20 protein-coding genes are annotated in these 20,341 nt (G+C 69.6%); 13 read left to right on the forward strand and 7 right to left on the reverse strand.

Going from position 1 to position 20,341, the window contains the following annotated elements; translation table 11 throughout:
- Positions 1 to 23: 23 nt before the first annotated feature.
- From hslV to VFS34_03285, 3 genes are read left to right on the forward strand one after another with little or no spacing between them, the layout of a single operon-like run.
- Positions 24 to 572: an ATP-dependent protease subunit HslV gene (hslV, locus tag VFS34_03275; GenBank protein ID HET9793460.1), complete on the forward strand. Its 549-nt coding sequence runs from the start codon at positions 24 to 26 to the stop codon at positions 570 to 572.
- Between the two features lie 5 nt (positions 573 to 577).
- Positions 578 to 1,969 (forward strand): ATP-dependent protease ATPase subunit HslU, encoded by a 1,392-nt coding sequence (gene hslU / locus VFS34_03280; protein HET9793461.1) that lies wholly within the window; start codon positions 578 to 580, stop codon positions 1,967 to 1,969.
- Complete coding sequence (locus VFS34_03285) at positions 1,966 to 3,108, forward strand: hypothetical protein (protein ID HET9793462.1); 1,143 nt, start codon at positions 1,966 to 1,968, stop codon at positions 3,106 to 3,108. Before hslU ends, VFS34_03285 begins: the two co-directional genes overlap by 4 nt.
- Positions 3,109 to 3,275: 167 nt before the next feature.
- On the opposite strand, the gene VFS34_03290 is transcribed toward VFS34_03285, so the two are convergent.
- Entirely contained in the window at positions 3,276 to 3,728 is a 453-nt protein-coding gene (locus VFS34_03290) for a hypothetical protein (protein ID HET9793463.1), read from the reverse strand.
- Between the two features lie 164 nt (positions 3,729 to 3,892).
- Positions 3,893 to 5,299: a Mur ligase family protein gene (locus tag VFS34_03295; protein ID HET9793464.1), complete on the reverse strand. Its 1,407-nt coding sequence runs from the start codon at positions 5,297 to 5,299 to the stop codon at positions 3,893 to 3,895.
- Positions 5,300 to 5,424: 125 nt separating this feature from the next.
- Here VFS34_03295 and VFS34_03300 point away from each other — a divergent pair, with 125 nt between their 5' ends.
- The 3 genes from VFS34_03300 (at position 5,425) to VFS34_03310 (ending at position 7,554) form a co-directional block, all read left to right on the forward strand.
- Positions 5,425 to 6,507 (forward strand): DUF1573 domain-containing protein, encoded by a 1,083-nt coding sequence (locus VFS34_03300; GenBank protein HET9793465.1) that lies wholly within the window; start codon positions 5,425 to 5,427, stop codon positions 6,505 to 6,507.
- A gap of 22 nt (positions 6,508 to 6,529) precedes the next feature.
- On the forward strand, positions 6,530 to 6,973 hold the full coding sequence (locus VFS34_03305; protein HET9793466.1) for an FKBP-type peptidyl-prolyl cis-trans isomerase: 444 nt from the start codon (positions 6,530 to 6,532) through the stop codon (positions 6,971 to 6,973).
- Positions 6,974 to 7,056: 83 nt separating this feature from the next.
- The gene (locus VFS34_03310; protein ID HET9793467.1) at positions 7,057 to 7,554 is read left to right on the forward strand and encodes a GNAT family N-acetyltransferase; all 498 of its coding nucleotides are present in this window, start codon (positions 7,057 to 7,059) and stop codon (positions 7,552 to 7,554) included.
- Positions 7,555 to 7,560: 6 nt separating this feature from the next.
- Here the strand turns inward: VFS34_03310 and VFS34_03315 are convergent, their stop codons facing one another.
- Together VFS34_03315 and VFS34_03320 are read right to left on the reverse strand one after the other, a co-directional pair.
- On the reverse strand, positions 7,561 to 9,531 hold the full coding sequence (locus VFS34_03315; protein ID HET9793468.1) for a hypothetical protein: 1,971 nt from the start codon (positions 9,529 to 9,531) through the stop codon (positions 7,561 to 7,563).
- Positions 9,532 to 9,648: 117 nt separating this feature from the next.
- On the reverse strand, positions 9,649 to 12,933 hold the full coding sequence (locus tag VFS34_03320) for a PQQ-dependent sugar dehydrogenase (protein HET9793469.1): 3,285 nt from the start codon (positions 12,931 to 12,933) through the stop codon (positions 9,649 to 9,651).
- Positions 12,934 to 13,059: 126 nt separating this feature from the next.
- Between VFS34_03320 and VFS34_03325 the strand changes: the two genes are divergently transcribed.
- From VFS34_03325 to VFS34_03345, 5 genes are all read left to right on the forward strand, one after another.
- Positions 13,060 to 13,269, forward strand: a complete 210-nt coding sequence (locus VFS34_03325) for a hypothetical protein (protein ID HET9793470.1) — start codon at positions 13,060 to 13,062, stop codon at positions 13,267 to 13,269.
- A 115-nt stretch (positions 13,270 to 13,384) separates the two neighbouring features.
- Positions 13,385 to 14,776 carry an asparagine synthase-related protein gene (locus VFS34_03330; GenBank protein ID HET9793471.1) on the forward strand — a complete coding sequence of 464 codons (1,392 nt, stop codon included), beginning with the start codon at positions 13,385 to 13,387 and terminating at the stop codon, positions 14,774 to 14,776.
- Positions 14,773 to 15,693 (forward strand): hypothetical protein, encoded by a 921-nt coding sequence (locus tag VFS34_03335; protein HET9793472.1) that lies wholly within the window; start codon positions 14,773 to 14,775, stop codon positions 15,691 to 15,693. Before VFS34_03330 ends, VFS34_03335 begins: the two co-directional genes overlap by 4 nt.
- Positions 15,690 to 17,222: an NAD(P)-binding protein gene (locus VFS34_03340; GenBank protein ID HET9793473.1), complete on the forward strand. Its 1,533-nt coding sequence runs from the start codon at positions 15,690 to 15,692 to the stop codon at positions 17,220 to 17,222. Before VFS34_03335 ends, VFS34_03340 begins: the two co-directional genes overlap by 4 nt.
- Positions 17,223 to 17,344: 122 nt before the next feature.
- Complete coding sequence (locus tag VFS34_03345) at positions 17,345 to 17,515, forward strand: hypothetical protein (protein ID HET9793474.1); 171 nt, start codon at positions 17,345 to 17,347, stop codon at positions 17,513 to 17,515.
- A gap of 67 nt (positions 17,516 to 17,582) precedes the next feature.
- Here the strand turns inward: VFS34_03345 and VFS34_03350 are convergent, their stop codons facing one another.
- Positions 17,583 to 17,852, reverse strand: a complete 270-nt coding sequence (locus tag VFS34_03350; GenBank protein ID HET9793475.1) for a hypothetical protein — start codon at positions 17,850 to 17,852, stop codon at positions 17,583 to 17,585.
- A 210-nt stretch (positions 17,853 to 18,062) separates the two neighbouring features.
- On the opposite strand from VFS34_03350, the gene VFS34_03355 reads away from it, so the two are divergent.
- Positions 18,063 to 18,710 (forward strand): hypothetical protein, encoded by a 648-nt coding sequence (locus VFS34_03355; protein HET9793476.1) that lies wholly within the window; start codon positions 18,063 to 18,065, stop codon positions 18,708 to 18,710.
- Between the two features lie 19 nt (positions 18,711 to 18,729).
- Here VFS34_03355 and VFS34_03360 read toward each other — a convergent pair whose 3' ends face one another.
- On the reverse strand, positions 18,730 to 19,104 hold the full coding sequence (locus VFS34_03360; protein HET9793477.1) for a response regulator: 375 nt from the start codon (positions 19,102 to 19,104) through the stop codon (positions 18,730 to 18,732).
- A 36-nt stretch (positions 19,105 to 19,140) separates the two neighbouring features.
- Complete coding sequence (locus VFS34_03365; protein ID HET9793478.1) at positions 19,141 to 19,326, reverse strand: hypothetical protein; 186 nt, start codon at positions 19,324 to 19,326, stop codon at positions 19,141 to 19,143.
- A gap of 84 nt (positions 19,327 to 19,410) precedes the next feature.
- Here VFS34_03365 and fdhD point away from each other — a divergent pair, with 84 nt between their 5' ends.
- Positions 19,411 to 20,250 carry a formate dehydrogenase accessory sulfurtransferase FdhD gene (fdhD, locus tag VFS34_03370; protein ID HET9793479.1) on the forward strand — a complete coding sequence of 280 codons (840 nt, stop codon included), beginning with the start codon at positions 19,411 to 19,413 and terminating at the stop codon, positions 20,248 to 20,250.
- Positions 20,251 to 20,341: the final 91 nt, after the last annotated feature.

Consider the following 20,341-nt stretch of genomic DNA (forward strand, 5'->3'; position numbering starts at 1 on the left):
CCCCCGCGTGCTATCGTTTTTCCGTGGCGTCCCTCCGCTCCCGCCAATGGCGCTCCACGACGGTCCTCTGCGTCCGCCGCGACGGGCGCGTCGCGATCGCCGGCGACGGCCAGGTCACGATGGGAACGACCGTCATGAAGACCGGAGCCGCCAAGATCCGCCGGCTCTACGAGGGACGGGTTCTCGCCGGTTTCGCGGGCACGTCGGCCGACGCGTTCGCGCTCTTCTCGAAGTTCGAGCACAAGCTCGAGGAGTACCGCGGGAACCTCGAGCGCTCCGCGATCGAGCTCGCCCGCGACTGGCGGACCGACAAGATCCTCCGCCAGCTCGAGGCGCTCCTGATCGTCGCCGACGGCGAGATCTCCCTGCTCATCTCCGGGACGGGCGACCTGATCTCCCCGGACGAAGGCCTCCTCGCGATCGGCTCCGGGGGGCCGTACGCCCTCGCGGCGGCGAGGGCGCTCCTCGCGCACACTTCGCTCGCGGCGCCCGAGCTCGCCCGGGAGGCGCTGACGATCGCCGCGGGAATCGACATCTACACGAACGACCGCATCAAGGTCGAGGAGCTGTAGGCTAAATGGTCTTCCTGATGCCGGGCGACGTCGCGGAGGGAGCTCCGGGCACCGCGCCGCCCGCCGACGCCGGCGCCACCGGCGGCGACGACCTCACGCCGCGCCAGATCGTCGCGGAGCTCGACAAGTTCATCATCGGCCAGAACAAGGCCAAGCGCGCGGTCGCGGTGGCGCTGCGGAACCGCTGGCGGCGTCTCCAGCTCCCTCCCGAGGTCGCGCGCGAGATCCTCCCGAAGAACATCCTGATGATCGGGCCGACGGGAGTCGGGAAGACCGAGATCGCGCGGCGGCTCGCGCGGCTCGCGCGCGCGCCGTTCCTGAAGGTCGAGGCGTCGAAGTTCACGGAGGTCGGATACGTCGGACGCGACGTCGAATCGATCGTCCGCGACCTGACGGAAGCCGCCGTCGGACTCGTGCGCGAGGAGAAGACGCGCGAAATCGCCGCGCAGGCCGAAGCGCGCACGGAGGAGCGCCTGCTCGATCTCCTGCTCCCCCGAGTTCCTCCGGAAGAGGCGGCGGAGACGCGCGCGAAGCTCCGGACGCTCCTGCGGGAAGGAAAGCTCGACGACCGGATGGTCGACGTCGAGGTGACGGAGCAGACCTTCCCTTCCTTCCAGATCATGACCAACCAGGGCGCCGAGGAAATGGACGTGTCGCTCAAGGACATGCTCCCGAACATCTTCGGCGGGAAGAAGAAGAACCGCTCGTGCCCGATCTCCGAAGCGCGCCAGATCCTCCGCAGCGAAGAGGAGTCTCGGCTGATCGATCCCCAGCAGCTCTCGCGCGAGGCGGTCGCCCGCGCGGAGTCGTCCGGGATCGTGTTCCTCGACGAGATCGACAAGGTCGCGGGACGGGAGGGGAACCGCGGCGGTCCCGACGTTTCGCGGGAAGGCGTGCAGCGCGACCTCCTGCCGATCGTCGAGGGAACGCAGGTCCACACGAAGCACGGCACGGTCCACACGGACCACGTCCTCTTCATCGCCGCCGGGGCTTTTCACGTCTCGAAACCGGCCGATCTGATCCCCGAGCTCCAGGGGCGCTTTCCGGTGCGCGTCGAGCTCGATTCCCTCACCGAGGCAGATTTCGTGCGGATCCTGACCGAGCCCGAGAACGCGCTGACGAAGCAGTACCGCGCGCTCCTCTCGGCGGAAGGGCTCGACCTCCAGTTCACGGAGGATGCCGTCGCCGAGATCGCGAAGTGGGCCGAGCGCGTGAACCGCCAGCTCGAGAACATCGGCGCGCGGCGGCTGCACACGATCCTCGAGCGTCTGCTCGAGGACGTTTCGTTCGACGGGCCGGAGCTCTCGGGGCGGACCCTGTCCGTCGACGCCGCGATGGTCCGCGAGCGGGTCGCCGATCTCGCCAAGAACGAAGACCTCTCCCGATACGTCCTGTGAATCGGCGCGCCGCGGGGGCTCTTCTCCTCGCCGTCGCCGCGGCCGGATGCGGCAAGAAAGGCGATCCGCTGCCGCCGCTGCCGACGCGACCCGCCCGGACGCGCGACCTCGCCGTCGAGCAGCAGGGAGAAGCGGCCGAGCTTTCCTTCACGTTCCCCTCGCTCCGCGTCGACGGCGCGCCGCTCCGGGACCTGGTGGAGATCGACGTTTACCGGATGGAAAGTCCCTCGCCGGCGCTGACCTCGGAAACGCTCGCGACCGGCGGTCGGTCGGACCGCGCCCCGATCCCGGGCGAGCGGCGGCGCGCCGAAGCGGAACGGCGCCGCGAGGAGCAGATCGTGTCGGCCTCGCGTCGGGTGGCGACGATCCCGTCGGATCTCTTCCCGGCCGCGACCCGGGGAAGCCGCGTGGTCTGGCGCGACGACCTGCGCCCCTTCCTGTCGATCCCCCATCCCCCGCCGCTCGCCTGGGCGGTCGTCACCGTCCGGCGAAACGGGGAGCGCAGCGAGATCTCCAACATCGCGACGCTCACTCCCGCCGTGCCGCCGCAGGCGCCCGCGGACCTCACGGCGGAAGCGGAGCCGGCGCGCATCTGCCTCGCGTGGAGCCCGCCCGGGAAGGACCTCTCCGGGGCGCCGGTCGAGATCGCCGGATACCGCGTGTATCGCCGCCCTCTCGCCGACGCCGATTACGGGCCGCCGTTGAACGCCGATCCGGTCTCCCTTCCGGAGCTCGCCGACACGACCGCGGCGTACGGGTCGACCTACGTCTATACCGTGACCGCGATCGCGAAGGATCGGGCGAAGGCGGAGAGTCCGCCGGCCATCCAGTTCGGGATCGCCTACCGCGACGTCTTCCCGCCGCCGCCGGTCGCGCGCGTCGATGCCCTCCCGGAAGAACACCGCGTGCGGCTTTCCTGGAGCCCGGTCGAGGCGTCCGATCTCGCCGAGTACCGGATCTTCCGGAGCGAAGGGGACGGCGCGCCGGTTCTTCTCGGTAAGACGGCGGCCGATCGGGTCGAGTTCGACGACGAGACGGTCGAGCCCGGCCGGACGTACCGCTACACCGTGGCGGCGGCCGACAAGAGCGGAAACGTGAGCCCCGCGTCTCCCGAGGCCGTCGCGAAACCGTTCGAATAGGGCTGCGACCGCCCGCGTCATGGCGAGCGGCGGCGAAGCGATCTCCGGGACTTTCTTCGGGCGCCGGATACTGCCGCCCGGCGGGTCGACCCCCGGTCTTCCGGGGCGCTTTTAGCCAAAAAAAAGGCGCCCCGAGGGGCGCCCTTTCCGGACTCTTTCGGGCAGTCTTACTTGGTGCTGGGAGCGGGCTCGGTCGTCTTGGTGCTCTTCTTCATGGTCTTGTGGTGATGCATCGCGGTCTTCCCCGTGTACGGCGAAACCGTGAGCGTCTTCTTGCCCGCGTCGTCGGTCGCTTCGACGACCTTGACCTTGTTTCCGACCGCGACGGCCGGATCCACCGTGGCGGCCATGTCCTTGTCGTCGAGATCGAAGCTGTAGTCCTTGTTCTTCGGGCCGGTCACGACGATCTTCTTGCCGGCGTCGAGGGTCTTCACCGTTCCGATGACGGTCTTCCCCTTGGTCTTCGTGTTCGGGCCGGGGCCGGTGTGCTTGGTCTCGGTCGTCTGGGCCATCGTCTTGCCACCGGTCGCCGCCGTCTCGCTCGTGTTGGTCTGCGCGGCCGCGGTGTAGGCCACCGCGAAAATCGCCGCCGCCGAGAGTGCCATCCAGTTCTTCTTCAAGAGAAACCTCCTAATAAATGCTCGGACCCTCTTCTTCACTCGAGGCGGGGGCCAAAACCTCACAATACCGGGATACTGGAAGACGCATGCCAGAACGGTGCCAGCGGAAACCGTTTCTTATCAAACAGCTCGTTTTTTATTCCCGGACGGGGCGCACCATTTGGTCAGGTGGCGCGCCTCCTATCGTCGGCCACCCGGCGGCGGAGGCCGGCGAGATCGCCGGAGGACATGAGCAGGACGACGTCGTCGGGCCGCGCTTCGCGCTCGAGGATCGGCTCGATCTCCTCGACCCGATCGGGGACGAAGACGCGCCGCCCGAGCGCGGAGAGCGCCCGCCGCACCGCCTCCCGGTCGATCAGCTGGTCGGGCGCGAATCGCCCCGCGTGGAAGACGGGCGCGAGGACGACGCAGTCGGCGGCCGCGAGCGCCCGCTCGTATTCCTTCTCGAAGAACTTCCGGCCCGCGGTGATCGAGCGCGGCTCGAAGAGCCCCCAGACGCGCCGCCCGGGCCAGCGCTGCCGGGCCGCGGAGAGCGTCTCGAAGACCGCCGTCGGATGGTGCGCGAAGTCGTCCACGTAGAGGACGCCTCCGCGGGTGCCGATCACCTCCAGCCGGCGCTTCACTCCCGCGAACCGGGGAAGCGAGCCGGCGATCTCCGCGGCGGTGAGCCCCAGCCGGCGCGCGGCCGCGAACGCGATCGCGGCGTTCCTCACGTTGTGGAGGCCGAACAGCGGCGAACGCAGCTCGACCGCCGCGCCTCCCGGCTCCGCGACCGAGAACGCCGTCCCCGAAGGGTCGACGGAGATCCTCGAGACCCGGAAATCGCCCTCCCCGTCGAGCGATACGAAGACGGCCGGCGCCCGGGAGGCGCGCGCGAGCGCCCTCACCCGCGGGTCGTCGCCGTTGCCGACGACGACCCCGTCCGGCGGCACGAGCTCGATCACGCGCCGGAACGCCTCTTCGACGGCGGCGACGTCGGGGTAGAGATCCGCATGGTCGAATTCGACGTTGTTGACGAGGAGCGTCCGCGGCTCGTAGTGGAGGAATTTCGGACCGCGATCGAAGAACGCGGCGTTGTACTCGTCCCCCTCGAGGAGGAAATGCGGTCCCGCGCCGTCGCGGAACCCCGCGCCGAAGTTCTTGAGCTCGCCCCCGACGAGGAAACCGGGGTCGCGGCCCGTATCGGTCAGGAGCCACGCGAGAACCGCCGACGTCGTCGTCTTGCCGTGCGTCCCGGTCACGACGACCGAATGCCGCCCGGGCAGGAGATAGCGCCGGATCGCCTGGGGGAGCGACACGTAGGGCAGCCCGAGCTCGAGCATCCGCTCGACCTCGGGATTCGTCCGCGGCACGGCGTTCCCCACGACCACGGCGTCCGCGTCGGCGGGGACGTTTTCCGCCCGAAACCCGGCAACGACCGGGATCCCGGCGCGCGCGACGAGGTCCGACATCGGCGGATAGAGCGCCGTATCGGAGCCGCTCACCCGGTATCCGCGTCCCGAGAGGAGTACCGCCAGCGGCGCCATCGCGGTGCCGCCGACCGCGATGAAATAGAGCTTTTTCCCGTTCACCGCCCCATTCTGCCTCACGGACCCGAATTCGGGAACGCGGCCGCGCGCCGAGAAACTTGAAATAAAGCCGTCCCCGATGCTAGTTTCCTTCGTTTGTTTGACCATTTGAGGAGAAAGGACGAACCATGCGCCGATTTCTGACCCGCGCGGCTGTTCCGGTGATCGTGGCCGGGGCGGTCGCCCTCGGCTCTTCGCCCGTTCGGGCCGCAGCCCCGCCCGCGAAGAAGCCCGCCGCCGCCACGACCCCCGCCAAGGCCGACGAGAAGGTCGGCACGCCCAAGATCTCGGTGGATCCGATGATGAAGGACGCCGGCACCGTCGCCAAGGGCGACCGCGTCGAGGCGGTTTTCAACGTCAAGAACTCCGGGACCCAGGACCTCATCATCTCCGACGCGCGTCCTTCCTGCGGCTGCACGGTCGCGTCGTTCGACCGGACGATCAAGCCGGGCCAGACCGGAAAGATCACCGCGGCGGTCGACACGAAGAACTTCTCGGGGCCGATCACGAAGACGGTCTCGGTCGTTTCGAACGACCCGGAGAACCCGCAGCTCGCGCTGACGATCAAGGCGATCGTCAAGCCGTACGTCGAGGTCGCGCCGCAGGAGTTCGTCCGCTTCTCGGCGATCAAGGGGGACACGGCGAGCCAGGACCTGATCCTCTTTTCGAGCGAGGCGGACTTCCATCCGACGGTCGCCGAATCGTCGCAGCCGTACGTGCAGGCGCAGATCGCTCCCGCGACCGACAAGGAAAAGATCGAAGGAAAGACGGGATCGCAGTACAAGCTGCACGTGATGCTCCAGCCGAGCGCGCCCGTCGGCGTGCTGAACGCGCCGGTCCACGTCAAGACCGGAGTCGCCAAGCAGCCCGACCTGGAGATCCGGGTCTCCGGGATCGTGCGCGACCGGATCAGCGTCACGCCGGCCTCGATCGTGTTCGGGAACTTCACTCCCGGCAAGGACGTCATCTCGCGCAACGTGATCTTCACGAACAACAAGCCGGCGCAGGCCGTCCGCGTCCAGAAGGTCGAGAGCACCGTCTCCGGCATGTCGGCCGAGCTCGTGCCGATGACCGAGGGAATCAACTACACGATCGTCCTCAAGCCGAAGACCGATCTGAAGAAGGGCGAGTTCTCGGGAACGCTCAAGATCTACACGTCCGACAAGGAACGTCCGGAGATCGACGTGCCGATGTCCGGCAACGTCCTCTGATCCGGCGGAAGGAAGACGACCGATGAAGAAATTCCTCTGGGGAGCGGCGGTCCTCGCCGCGGCGGCGCTGTCGACCGGTCCCGTTCGCGCCGAAGACAAGGCGGCGAAATCGGCCGACGAAGGAAAGGTGGTGCGCTTGCACGACGGACTGCAGTACGAGGATCTCAAGGTGGGCACCGGCGCCGAGCCGAAGACCGGTCAGACCGTCGTCGTCCACTACACGGGATGGCTCACGAACGGGAAGAAGTTCGACTCTTCCGTCGACCGCGGCCGCCCGTTCGAGTTCGCGATCGGGGAAGGGCACGTGATCAAGGGGTGGGACGAAGGAGTCGCGACGATGAAGGTCGGCGGCAAGCGCAAGCTGACGATCCCGCCGGAGCTCGCCTACGGTTCCCGCGGCGCGGGCGGCGTCATTCCGCCCAACGCGACGCTCGTGTTCGACGTGGAGCTGCTCGGCATCAAGTGATCCCTTCTCCGGATGCCGGTTCCGTTTCGCGGCGGGGGCCCTCCCCCCGCCGCTTTCCTTTTCGGCTGCGATAGCATCGCGAGGTGGCCCCGTTCCCCGTCACCGTTCGAGAGGCTCGTCCCGCCGATGGTCCCGCGATCCTCGCGCTCGAGCGCGAGCTCGCCGACTTCGAGCGGCTCGAAGGACCTTCCGAAGCCGAGGGAAAGCGGCTCCTTTCCTGGATCTTCGACGAGGAGCGCTTCCACGCGCTGATCGCCGAGCGCGGAAGCGCGGTCGTCGGGATCGCGATCTATTTCTTCTTCCCCACCTCGTTTCGCGCGCGCCCCGGGCTCTACCTCGAAGACATCGTCGTCTCGAACGCGGCGCGCGGGGAAGGGGTCGGCCGCGCGCTCATGACCGAGCTCGCGCGGATCGCGGAAAGCCGGGATTGCGGGCGGATCGAGTGGGCCGTCCTCGACTGGAACGAGCGCGCTCTCGATTTCTACCGGCAGCTCGGCGCGCGCCAGCACCGGGAGTGGCTGCGATACTCGCTCGAAGCCCCGGAGATCCGCGCTCTCGCCGCCGACGCCGCGCGGCGCTGATCCGTTTTAGCGCCGGCCCGATACCGGGGACGGAGCGGGAGGGGCGGCCGGATCGATCGCGGGACGCGCGGGCGCGGCGGACGGCGCCGCCGCCGACTCGTACCCGAACACGCCGCCGCCGTACGTCCCCGCGTAGAGGGTCGACGGGGCCGCCGGATCGAAGGCGAGGGAAAAAACCGTGGGGTTCGTGAGGCCGGCGTTCACCGGCGTCCAGCTCGATCCGCCGTCGTCGCTCCGGAAGACGCCTCCGTCGCGAGTCCCCGCGTACAGCGAGTCGCCGGCGGGATCGAAGGCGAGGCTGTAGACGCTCGCCGCCGCCAACCCCGAGCTCGACGACCGCCACGTGCTCCCGCCGTCGGCGCTCGACCAGATTCCGGCGCCGTCGACGCCCGCGTAGAGGCGCGCGGGATCGCGGGGATCGATCGCGATCGAGAACACGGACCCGGAGAAGGCGCCCGCCCCCGCGGCGGTCCACGTCGCGCCGCGGTCCGTGCTCCGAAACAGCCCGTTCCCGGTTCCCGCGTAGAGCAGCGCTCCGCCGGGGGCGACCGCCATCGAGAACACGGTCTCGTTGGCGGAGCCCAGGGGGATCGCCGTCCAGGTCGCGCCGGAATCCTCGCTCCTCATCAGGCCTCCGAGATACGTCCCCGCGTAGACGACCGCGGGGTTGGCCGGGTCGATCGCCAGCGAATACACGTTGTTCGTCCCGGGAAGGCCCGCGGAAGGCGTCCACGTCACGCCGTCGGGAGAGGTCCAGAGCCCCTGGTCGGTTCCCGCGTACATCTTCTGGCCGCTGCGCGAAAGGGTGAAGACGGTCAGCGCGTCGATTTCGGCGGGCTGCCACGTCGCTCCTCCGTCGACGCTTCGCAGGATCCCGCTCCCTCCGGTCGCCGCGTAGACGGCTTCCGGCGTCGCGGCGATCGCGTTGACGACGGTCCCGTTCATCCCGCGGTTGCCCGCGGCCCAGGTCGCGCCGCCGTCGCCGCTCCGGAACGTTCCGAGATTCGTGCCCGCCCACACCGTTCCGGGGGATCGCGGGTCGGTGCGCAGAGCGAAGACCGTCGCGCGAGAGACCGCCGGCGCCGACTGTTCCCAGCTCGTTCCGCCGTCGGCGCTCCGCCAGACGCCGCCGTCGAGCGTGCCGGCCCAGACCGTTCCGGCAACTGCGGCGTCCGCGGCGACCGCGTAGACGTTGGCGGACGAGAAAGGAGAAGCAGAGGGCGCCCACGTTGCACCGCCGTCGTCGCTCTTCCAGACGCCCTCTCCAAATGTCGCTGCCCAAAGGGTCGAAGGATTCGCCCGGTCGATGTCGAGGTCCATGACGAAAGTGGAGGCGATCGGCCCCGACGCCGTCGTCCAGGTCGTTCCTCCGTCGGTGCTGGCGAGGACGCCGCCTCCGGCGGTTCCCGCCCAGATCCGGCCCGAGTGCGCGGCGTCGGCCGCCAGCGCATAGACCGCCTGCCCCGCCGCCGCCGAGGCGGTCGCGGTCCAGGATCCGCCGGCGTCGGCGGAACGGAAGACGCCCGAGGATTGCGTGCCCGCGTACACCGTGCCGCCCGCGTCGACCGCGATCGAATACACGGTCGTCTCGGGAAGGCCGGCGTTGGCCGCGCTCCAGCTCTTGCCTCCGTCGACCGATCGCAGCACCCCGTCGTCGGTCGCGGCGAAAAGCGCGCCCCGTCCGGCGGCGAGGTCGTTGACGACGGATCCCACGCCGCCGCCCGTCGCGATCCGGGACCAGCTCGCGCCCGCGTCGCGGCTGACGAACAGGCCGCCTCCGTATGTCCCTTCCCACACGACCCCCGCCGACGACGGATCGGGAAGGAGCGCGCTGACGAGCCCCCCTTCCGGGCCGAGGCTCGACCACTTGCCGATCGCGGCGGCCGACGGGGCCGCGAGGGCGGCGGCGACGATCCACGCGGCCGAAACCGTCCGGATTCGACACGACGGACGGGCGGGGATCGAAAGTCCTTTCATCTTCTCCTTTGTCGAGGTGTGTCGAGTGTGTGCACTCGCCACCCTCGTGAAGAAGAGAAAAGCAAGACACGTGCCCGCGGCCAACTCTCACGGCCGCGGGCACTTGCAGGGCTCTCTTTACTGGAGGGTGAGCCCGTACGTGTTCGTGAGGAACTTCGACATCTCGCCGCGCGTGACGGCGTCGCCCGGCCCGTACAGGCCGTTTCCGTATCCGTCCACGATGTTCTTCGACCAGATGAAGTAGATGTACCTGCATCCGGTGTCGGAGTCGGGAACGTCGGTGAAAGCGTTGGCACCGCCGTCCGTGCAGTCGTACCCGCGCCCGTTGCCCGGATCCGCGAGCTTCGCGGGGACCGAGGAATCGCCCCCCGCGAGATCCCGCGCCAGCATCACGGCCATGCTCCGCCGGAGAATGTTCGTCCCGGGGCAGAACGTCGACGTGTACTGCGCCGCGTCCGTGCAGCCGTACGCGAGACCGTGCGCCGCCACCCAGTGGATGTTCGCGCAGAACTCCGCCGTCGGCGCCACGTCGGAAAACAGGCTGTGCCCGCCCGATTGGCAGTCGTAGGTCCCCAGGCCGGGAACGGTCCCGGAAACCGGCACGTTCTGATCGCCGCCCGTGTGGCCGCGAGAGATGAAGGCGGACATCTGCCCGCGCGTCGTGTCGTCGTCGGGACTGTACGTGCGATAACCGGTGCCGACGGTGATCGAACGGTGAAAGATCGTCTCGACGTCGGAGTAATAGATGTTCGACGTCGGAACGTCGGTGAAGCTCCGGCCGATGTGGATCGTCCAGTCGTGGGCTTCCGAGGTATTGAGCGCTTCCGAGGCGACCGCATCCCAGTGCGCCGCGGGGCGGGACGTCGTCTTGACGAGGAGCTGATACCCTCCGCCCGCCGAGGCGGTCGCGCCGGCCGCGATGTCCCCGTACGACGCGTTCCCGTCGACGATCGTGTACGTGGCGCCGCCGGTCGTGGGACCGGTGAAGCTCGTGATCGTCCCGGTCGTTCCCGCGACGACTCCGTCGCTGGTGTTCTTCCAGGAAGGAGAGAACGCGGAGGTCTCGCCCCCCTCGAGGACACCGTTCGGCTCGGTGGTGGTCGCGGGATACGGCGATCTCCCCTCGATCGTCGCCGTCGTCGGCGCCATGACGTCTCCCTGCGAGATGTACGTGGCGGTGTACGTCGCGGAGGCCGCGCCGGCCACGATCGAATGCGTCTGGGCGCCGCCGTCGGACCACCCGTCGAACCAGTAGGCCGAGGCGTTCAGGCTCTCCGGAGAAGCCGCGCTGATCGTGTTGGTCGAACCGACGATGACGGTCTTCGAGAACGGCGTCGTGACGCCGCCGTCTCCGGCGTCGAGCTGAAGCCCGGACGGCGAGGCCGCGAAGTGGAGCACGACCGTCTGCGGCTGGAGGATGACGCTCGTCGTGCCGGTGAGACCCAGCGAGTCGGTCGCCGTGAGCTGCAGCTCCAGAAATGACGGATACCCGTGATCGGGAGCGGAAAACGACCCGCTCGAAACGCCGGCGAAAGACTGGATCTCGTGCGTGTGACAGTTCGACGGACAGTGGTGCATGACGAGCGTCCACGTCAGCGCCGACGCGGGGATCGTGCCGTCCTGCGGGTCGGTCGCGTGTCCGGAGAACGAGATCGGGTCGCCGACCTTCCAGGTGAGCGACGACGAGGGCGTGTCGATCACGGGCGAGGGCGCCCCCTGGGCCACCGTCACCGTCAACGGATCGCTCACCCCCGACACGCCGTGCTCGTCGGTGACCTTGAGTCTCACCGTGTACTGGCCCGCCGTCGAGTAGGTCTTCGCGGGCGAGACCGCGGTCGAATCGTTGAAGACGCCGTCGCCGTTCAGATCCCACGCGTACGTCAGCGTGTCTCCCGCCGCCGCGCCGTGGGAGCCGCTCCCGTCGAACTGCACGGTCAGCGGCGGCGCTCCGGACTCGGGGGTCGCCGTCGCCACGGCGGCCGGCGTCATGTACTGGATGCGGTGGATCGCGCCGCCCTCGTGATCGACGTAGAACAGATCGCCCCCGGGCCCGATCTCGAGGTCGACCGGGTGCGACGCGCCCCCGATGAAGAGCGCGCGGCTGGACGCGTTCGGCTGGCCGCCGGAGCCGGGAAAGAGCACCCACGCGCAGTTCCGGGTGTGATCGGCGAAGAAAAGCGCGCCGTCGTAGGTCGAGGGGTAGCTCCCGCCGCCGTAGAACGCGAGGCCGGTGATCGACGAACCTCCCGTCGCGCAGCCGTCGCCGGAGACGACGCTGTCGGTGTGGCGATAGCCGAGAAACGGCGCCGTCACGACCGAAGGATTCTTGTACAGGTCGTTCATGCAGATGTCGACCTGCGCGCTGACCCAGTCGGGTTCCTGGTCGGGCCCTTCGTAGCAGGGCCACCCGAAATTCTTCACTTCCGTCGTGGGGCTCGGCGCGACGTCGATCTCCTCCCAGACTTCGTTGCCCACGTCGCCGATCCAGAGCTTGTTCGTGTTGGGCTGGATCGTGAAGCGGAACGGCTGGCGAAGACCCTCGACGACGATCCGGCGCGCGTTGGCGTCGGCGCTCGACGCGAGCGGGTTGGTCGAAAGCCCGCTTCCGGTCGCGGGGTCGACGCGGATGACCGTCCCGTTCAGGACCGCGGGCTCGCCCGGCTGCCGCCGCAGGCTCTGGCTTCGGAGCGCCCCTCCTTCCGCCGTCGGCGGCTCCATCGTCCCTCCGACGCCGCCGGGCGGATCGCCGAGCGGGTTGCCGCCGAACTGGCCGTAGTCGACCGTTCCCATGCTCGCTCCGTCGCCGTCGCTCGCGTAGAGCGCGCCGTCGGCGCCGAACTGGAGCGCGCCGAGGGAGTGGCTGGGAAACTGCTGTCCCCACGCGTTGATGAGGACCTTCTCGGAACCCGACATCACGCTTCCGTTCGCCGTCAGACGGGAGAGCCGTCCGCTGACGACGCAGCCGTCGGTATTCGGCCCGGGAGGCGTGGGACACGCGTCGTTCCAGACCGGCGCCGTCCCGCCGATCGGGGCATCGTAGGCGTACAGGACGTAGACGTACGGGCTCGTCGGGAAATTGGGGTCGAGAGCCATCCCGAGGAGGCCGCGATCCCAGTAGTTGTCCACGTTCGTGGTCAGGTCGGCGAAGATCGTCGGCGTCGTCGCGGTCAGGCTCGAGAAGACCTTGATCACGCCGCTCTTCTCGGCGACGAAGATCCGTCCGTCCGGAGAAAACCGCACGACGGTCGGGCGGATGAGGCCGCTCAGCACGATCGAGTCGTGGAATCCCGGCGGGAGCGTTTCGGTCTGAGCCGCGGCCGAACCGGCGAGAGTTCCGAAGGCGGCGGCGAAAATGGGAACCAGAAATCCGGCAAACATCCGGGTCGGGAATTTGGAATGCACCGTGTCTCCCTCCGAGGTCGCTCCGGACCACACCGGAACGTGCGGGCCCAAGGTGCAAGTCGGATGCCGCGGGGTGCTACAATCCGCTCATCGTTTTCCACCCCCGTCGATCCCGGAGGTGAGATCGTGTCGTCCGAGGAATTCGACTACACCGCCCTCGACTTCGGCGAGACCGTCGAAAATCGCAGCGGCGTGATCGCGATCTGCCCCGCCTGCGGACGGAACGGCCTCAAGCAATCCCAGGGCCCGGGCGGCGACTCGACGCGCTATCTGCACCGGATGACGAGAAGCGACGAGGCGCCGGACATCTGCGTGGTCACCCGCCGAAGGGCGTAGCGCAGACCGGCGCGGACCCTTCCCTCGACCGATCCGGGCGCGTGCCGCCCGCGTCTCGAAACAAACGCGAACGAGTCGACGATGGCCGACGAACGGTCCGCGCTAATATCTCCGCATGCCGTTTCCGTTCACGCCCGGCCTGACCGAACCCCGCCTCGTCGATCTCTCCGACCCTTCCGCCGACGTCCTGCTGAACGCGACGCGGGCCGAGCTCACGGAAGCCGTCCGGGCCGGCGACGTGGACGCGCTCGCCGGAATCGGCGGAGCGTTCGCCGCCGTCGCGCAGGAAGGAGTGACGATCCGCCTCGCGCGAACGATCGGGCGGCCGCTCCGCTACTTCGTGGCGAAGCGGGCGGCCGGCCCCTACCTCGTCGTCGCCGACCGCATCGACGCGATCGCCCGGTACTGCGCGGGCGAAGGGATCCCCGAGCAGTTCCACCCTTCCTACACGCGCATGGTGCCGGCGCACCACGTCGTCGAGCTCGATCAGATCGGATGTCCGGATCCGAATCCGCGGTACCGGCGGTTCTTCACGCCGGAGGCCGGCCGCGCCGCCGCGGATCTCCGGGCTCTGGGAGAGCGATACGTCGCCGCGATCGAGGACACCGTCGCCGCGCTCCTCCGCCGGATTTCGGCGGACGCGCCGATCGGCGTGGCGCTCTCCGGCGGGGCCGATTCGTCGCTCACCGCCTGGGCGGTCCTCTCGGCGGCGCGAGCCTCCGGCCGCGCGGGGCGGGTCGCGCTCTTCACGCTCTCGATCGGCGAATCCGACGACCGCCGTTCCGCGGAGGCGGTGGCCGACGCCCTCGGCGCCCGGGAGGCCTGGCGGATGGTGGAAGCGGCGCCGGAGGATCTCTCGCTCGCCCGGGCGGTCGCCGCGATCGAAGACTACCGGCCGCTCGACGTCCAGTGCGCGGCGGCGGGGCTCGCGTTCGCGCGCAACCTCCGCCGCTCCGAGCCGGATCTCGTTCACCTGTTCGACGGGGACGGCGGGGACGAGAACTGGAAGTCGTACCCGCTCGGAGACTCGGAGCTCACGATCAAGAGCGTCCTGAACAACCCGCTCCTCTACCACGAGGGATGGGGAATCGACTCGATCAAGCACTCGCTCACTTACACCGGCGGTTTCTCGCGCGGCGTCACGCGCGGCTTCGCGCCGGCGCGCGCGTTCGGCTTCGTCCCGCTTTCCCCCCACGCGATGCGGCCGGCGATCGCCGCCGCGCTCGAGGCCCCGCTGCGCGATCTCGTCGGAGAGGACCCGGAACGGCTCGCCGTCCTGAAGGGCGAGGTCGTGGCGGCGGGGCTCGAAGCGCGCGGTGTCCGCCTGCCGATCGCCCGGAAACGGCGTTTCCAGCAGGGCGCGATGTCTTCCGAGCACTTCGCCGCGCTCGCCGCGTCCCGGGCGGAGCTCCGCGCCATGCACGAGAGGCGGTTCGGCCCACCTCCGGACGCTGCCGAACCGGGCCGCGACGAGCCCGAGGCGCCTCCCCTTCCCGCGTTCGCATGACCCGCGGCGCGGACGCGCCGGACGGACCGCCCGTCGCGATCGCCCGGGAAACCGAGATCTTCCCGGGCGGAGCACCGCAAGCGATCGGAACGGCGTACCTCCGAAACGGCGCGTGCCCGCTCTCCTGCGTCTACTGCGCGCTCTACCGCCAGGCCGGCGACCGTCCCGCGACGGGCGCGGAAATCGCGCGGCAGATCCGGTCCGCCCGCGCGCGCCTGGGGGACGTGGCCGGGATCAAGCTGTACAACGCCTCGTCGCTCTTCGAGGCCCGATCGATCCGGCAGACGACGGATGATCTCGCGGCGATCGCCGCCGAGGTTTCCGATCTCGAGCTCGTCGTCGTCGAATCCCGTTCGGAACAGGCCGGCCGCGCGGCGGTGCTGGCGCCGCTCCTGCGGGGCCGCCTGGAAGTCGCGATCGGGCTCGAAGTCGCCGACGACTCCCTGCTGCGGCGGCTCGGGAAGCCGACTTCCGTCGCGCGGTTCACGCATGCCGCGCGGGAACTCGGACGCGCGGGGATCCTTCTCCGGGCGTTCGTGCTCGTCCAGCCGCCGTTCGTCGCTCCGGATCGTTCGCGGAGTCTCGCGCTCGACACCTTCCGGGTCGCGCGCGACTCCGGGGCGCGGGTCGTCTCCCTCCTGCCGGTCGTGTCGGACCACGCGCCGATGGAGCGGCTCCGCGCGGAGGGAGCCTTCGCGGAGATCGCCCTCGAAGCGTATTTCGACGTCGTCGCGGATTGCGTCGCCGAGGGAGGCGCCGTGGTCCTCGCGGAGCTCGGTTCTCTCGACCGCCTGCCGGGGTGTGACCGCTGCCGCGCGGCCCGCACCGCCGCGCTCGCGGCGCTGAACGCGGGCGGAGCGCTGCCGGCGGTTTCCTGCGACCGCCACCGCCGGCCGGACGCGGCGGCGGGCGCGTGAGGAGGTTCGACCTCGCGGTCGTCGGCTCGGGGTTCGGCGGCGCTCTCCTCGCGCTGGCCGCGCGCCGGCTCGGACGGAGCGTCGTGGTCCTCGAGAAGGGCGCGCACCCGCGCTTCGCGATCGGCGAATCCACGTCGCCTCTGGCGAACCTCCTCCTCGAGAGGCTCGCGCTCCGTTACGATCTCCCGCAGGTCCTTCCGCTCGCGAAATGGGGAACCTGGCAGGCTCGGCTTCCGCACCTGCGCGGCGGCGTCAAGCGCGGCTTCACGTTCTTCCATCACCGGCGCGGCCGCGAGCCCTTGGACGAGGGCGAACTGCGAAATCCCCTTCTCGTCGCCGCGAGCCCGAATGCCGCCGTGGCCGACACGCACTGGTACCGCGCGGACGTCGATCTCCACCTCCTCGAACAGGCGCGCGCCGCGGGCGCCGAGTACGTGGATCGGATCGCGCTCGATCGTTTCGAGGCCGACGGGAAGGCCGTTCGCCTGTCTGGCCGGCGCGGCGGGGAGCGCGTCGACGTGGAGGCGCGATGGGTCGCGGATGCCTCGGGACCGCGAGGCTTCCTCCACGGGGTCCTCGGACTCGGCGAATCGGAGTTTCCCGGACTCCCCCGGACGGCCGCGCTGTACGCGCATTTTCGCGGCGTCGCGCCGATGACGGAGATCGCGCCTCTCTCCTCTCCGCCTCCCTATCCCGTCGACGACGCCGCTCTCCACCACGTCTTCGAGGGCGGATGGATCTGGGTGCTTCGCTTCGCGGACGGCACCGTGAGCGCGGGAGCGATGCTTTCGCCGGAACTCGCCCTCGAGGTGCGAGCCGAGGAAGGCGAGGCGGCGTGGCGGCGGCTGCTGAAGACGTTCCCCGCGATCGACCGCCAGTTTCGCCGGGCGGAGTCCCTGTTCCCGCTTCGCTACTCCGAGAAGGTCGCCTTCCGCACGACGGCCGCGAGCGGCCCCGGCTGGTGGATGCTCCCGTCGGCCGCGGCGTTCGTCGATCCGCTGCTGTCGACCGGCATTCCGCTGACGCTCCTCGGCGTCGCGCGCGCGGCCGCCGCGCTCGAGGAGAGCAACGGCGATGCGGGCTTCGAGCGGAGCCTCGCCGAGCTCTCGGCACGGACGCTCGACGAGGCGGATTCCGCCGCGTCGCTCGTCGCCGCACTCTGGAGGAGCTTCGACGATTTCCCGACGTTCTGCGCGGCGACGATGCTCTATTTCGCCGCCGCGAGCTTCGGGGAGGCCTCGTGCCGGCTGGGCCGGGACGGACTGCCCGGATTCCTCGGATCCGACCGGCCGCCCCTGCGCCACGCGATCTCGGAGGCGCTGCGGAGCGTCGACGGCGACTCTTCTTCCGCCGTCGGCGTCATCCGCCGCGCGATCGAGCCGTGGAACGTCGCGGGCCTCCTCGATCCGGCGAGGCGCAACTGGTATCCGGTGTGCGCATCCGATCTGCGCGAGGGAGCCTCGAAGCTCGGAGCGTCATCGATCGAGGTCGAACGGCTCCTCGAGCGGAGCGGGTTCGGAAACGGGTGACGGGCCCTTCCCGCCGTACGGGTGGCGCCGACAAAACGAGGCGGGCCGGCCGCGCCGGAGCTCGCTCAGGCGAGCGAAGGCCGGTGGCACGCCCCCTGCTCCCGGTTTCCCCGGGAGGAACCATGCGAGACGACGAAGAGACGGGCGCCGAGCACGACACCTACGACTCGAACGACCCCGACCGCGATCGGGAGACGGCGCAGGGCGCGCGGGTTGCCGACGGAAAGACGGCGGGGACGAGAAAACCGGATACCGAGCGGCGCGATGCTCCGCCGCGCCACCCGCGCGCTTGACCGCACGGGGAACACGCCGGATCGCGGCGTGCTTCCTCCGCGGCGGGGAATTCTCGACGCGGCGTTCCTAGAGGGCGCGTTCGGAGGAGGACGTCCCGGGGCGACGGAAGACGTATCCGCACGTGGGACACCATTCTTCGCCGCTCGCGTCCACGCGCGCATAGAGCTCGCCGTCGCAACCGTCGGGGTTCGGGCAGTGGCGGACGGCCTTCGCCGGCTTTCCCGCGTGGAGAACGTAGCCGCACTTCGGACACCATTCTTCGCCGGAAGCATCCGCGCGCGCGTAGAGCTCTCCGTCACAGCCGTTGGGGTTCGGACACTTTCCGGACGTCGTCATGGCTCCTCCTCCGATTCCGAGACAGGGTTGCGGCGCATCCTACCATCGGTGACGCGGCCTTTTCGGACCGAACCGTGGTGCGCCGCTCGGCGAGCTCGGCGGCGCTGGCGCAATTTTTGCTCGAATTCGGGCACCGTTCCCTCGTTCCCGGCGACAGTTGCGCGCGGGAGAGGGGAAACCGAAAGCCCCGCGCGCGCGTGGAGAGGCAGCATGAGGAGCATCGCGATTTCGGACGGCGAAATGTTCCGGGAGAACGTCCAGCGCTGGTCGGAAAACGAATGGCCGAACGCGGCGGCGGTGGCTCACGTGACCGGGATCCTCGCCGGCCCGGATGGTCCGAACTCCCGTGGAATGTTCTGCGAGCGCTGCGGGTTCGGCTTGCGCCGGGAATTCGGACCCTATCCGGCCAACGAATCCCGGACGAGCCTCGCCAACGACTTCACCGACGAAGCGCACCGCCGGGACTGCCCCCACTGGAAGCCGTTCGTGGAGCACCCTCGCGCGTTCGCGAGATCGACTCCGATCGATCCCGTTCCCCCCGACGCGCCGTCGGAGACGCCGCACTCGTGCGGCCGCTGTTCCAAGCGCGTCAGCGCCCTGTTTCGTTGTCTCGGCATCCGCGTCTGCTTTCGTTGCCTCGGGGAAGTGCTCCAGCTGACGGGTGGCTATCGGGGCCTGAAAATGTTGATGACGGTCGAATCCGCGTCCGAAAAACGGGGCCGGCCGCTCCGGGAGCCGGACATGGGCCGGTGTCGTGCCTGCCGCTCGTACGCGCGCCTCATCCCGATCAAGTCTTCCCGCTACTGCCGACCCTGCGCGACGACGAGGATCCAGAAGCTCCTCGCGACCAGCTCCTAGGCCGTCGCCGCGCCGGCTTCTAGACGGCGGAGCGGTACTGCCGAACGGCCTCCAGCACCCTCGTGGGATTCACGGGCTTCGGAATCATCTCGTCGACGTCGAGCTCGACGGGATCGACGCGCATTCGCTGCATCGCCGACACGACGACGACCGGGATCGAAGCCAGGTTGGGATCGGCCTTTCGGGCTCGCAGGAAGCGTTCGCCGTCCATCACCGGCATCATCAGATCGAGGAGAATCAGAGAGGGGCGGAAGCCGGCCTCGAGGCGTTCCAGCGCGTCGCGCCCGTCCGTCGCGCCGACGGCACGCACTCCTTCGTTTTCGAGAAGCAGCAGGAGCGCCTCGCGGACGTCATCGTCATCCTCGACCACCAGAACGTCGAAGGGGGCCGTCACCGGCCGCGGATCTTAACAAGAAACGGGCAGGCCCCGTCAATTGAGGGTCAGGCGGAATTCTTCGCGGAGCCGGTCGATTTCGGAGCGGATCCCCTCGAGCCGCCGCGTGAGGACGTCGAGCTCCTCTTCGGGAAGCGATTCGGAACTTCGCGCCGACAGCTCGAAAAGCTCCCCCGCGAGCTTTCCGATCCGCTCGAGGATCGCCCGGTGCCGTTCGTCCACGACCACCTCTCCCGGGCGCCGCCCCGGCGTCCGCCCGGCAAGCTTAAACCACGGCGGATCGCTCCGGCTGGTACGATCCGCGCCATGGATCCGGTCGGCCGGGAGCGCGTCCGCGTGTACGGCGAAGAGGGGGACTCCGAGCGCGAGGACGCCGTCGCCGTCGAGGAGCCGCTCCGGATCGCCGTCCGCTCCGCGTCGGTCGCCGCGCCGGTCTCCTTCGCGACGACGATGCGGACCCCGGGCGACGACGCCGAGCTCGCCGCCGGTCTCCTCTTCACGGAAGGCGTTCTCGAACGTCCCGACGACCTCCTTTCCTTCGCGCTCTCCGAAGCCGCGCCTTCGGGAAAGAAGGACAACTCCCTCGTCGCGACGCTCGCGGACCGGGCCTTCGAGCGGGCGCGGCACCTCCGCCGCGAAATCGTGATCGGGTCGGCCTGCGGGATCTGCGGCAGCGATTCGATCGACGAGGCGGTCGCGCGCGCTCCTCGCCGGGTCTCCGGCGGCGTCCGGATCGCCCGCGACGTCCTCTTTTCCATGCCCGACCGGCTCCGCGCGCGCCAGTCGATCTTCGCGCAGACCGGCGGGCTCCACGGCGCCGCGCTCTTCGACGCCGCCGGCTCGATTCTCGAGATCCGGGAGGACATCGGGCGGCACAACGCCACCGACAAGGTGATCGGCGCGGCGTTCCGGCGCGGCGTCCCGCGGTTTTCGGAGACCGCCCTCCTCGTCTCCGGGCGCGCCGGCTTCGAGATCGTCCAGAAGGCGAACGCGGCGGGAATCCCGGTCGTCGCGTCGGTTTCCGCGCCCTCCAGCCTCGCGGTCGCCCTGGCGGACGCCGCCGGCATGACCCTCGTCGGCTTCCTGCGCGACCGGCGGTTCAACGTCTACGCGCATCCCGGGCGGATCGCGCCGCTCTCCTCCTGAACCGCCGCGGCGCGGGGCCCCCCTCCCGGCCTTGACAAAGCCGGCCTTTGGGACTCCAATATTCTCACGCTCAAATGGCGCCGAACTAGGA

It is taken from the genome of Thermoanaerobaculia bacterium (assembly GCA_035717485.1).
In the GTDB taxonomy this organism is placed as follows: domain Bacteria; phylum Acidobacteriota; class Thermoanaerobaculia; order UBA5066; family DATFVB01; genus DATFVB01.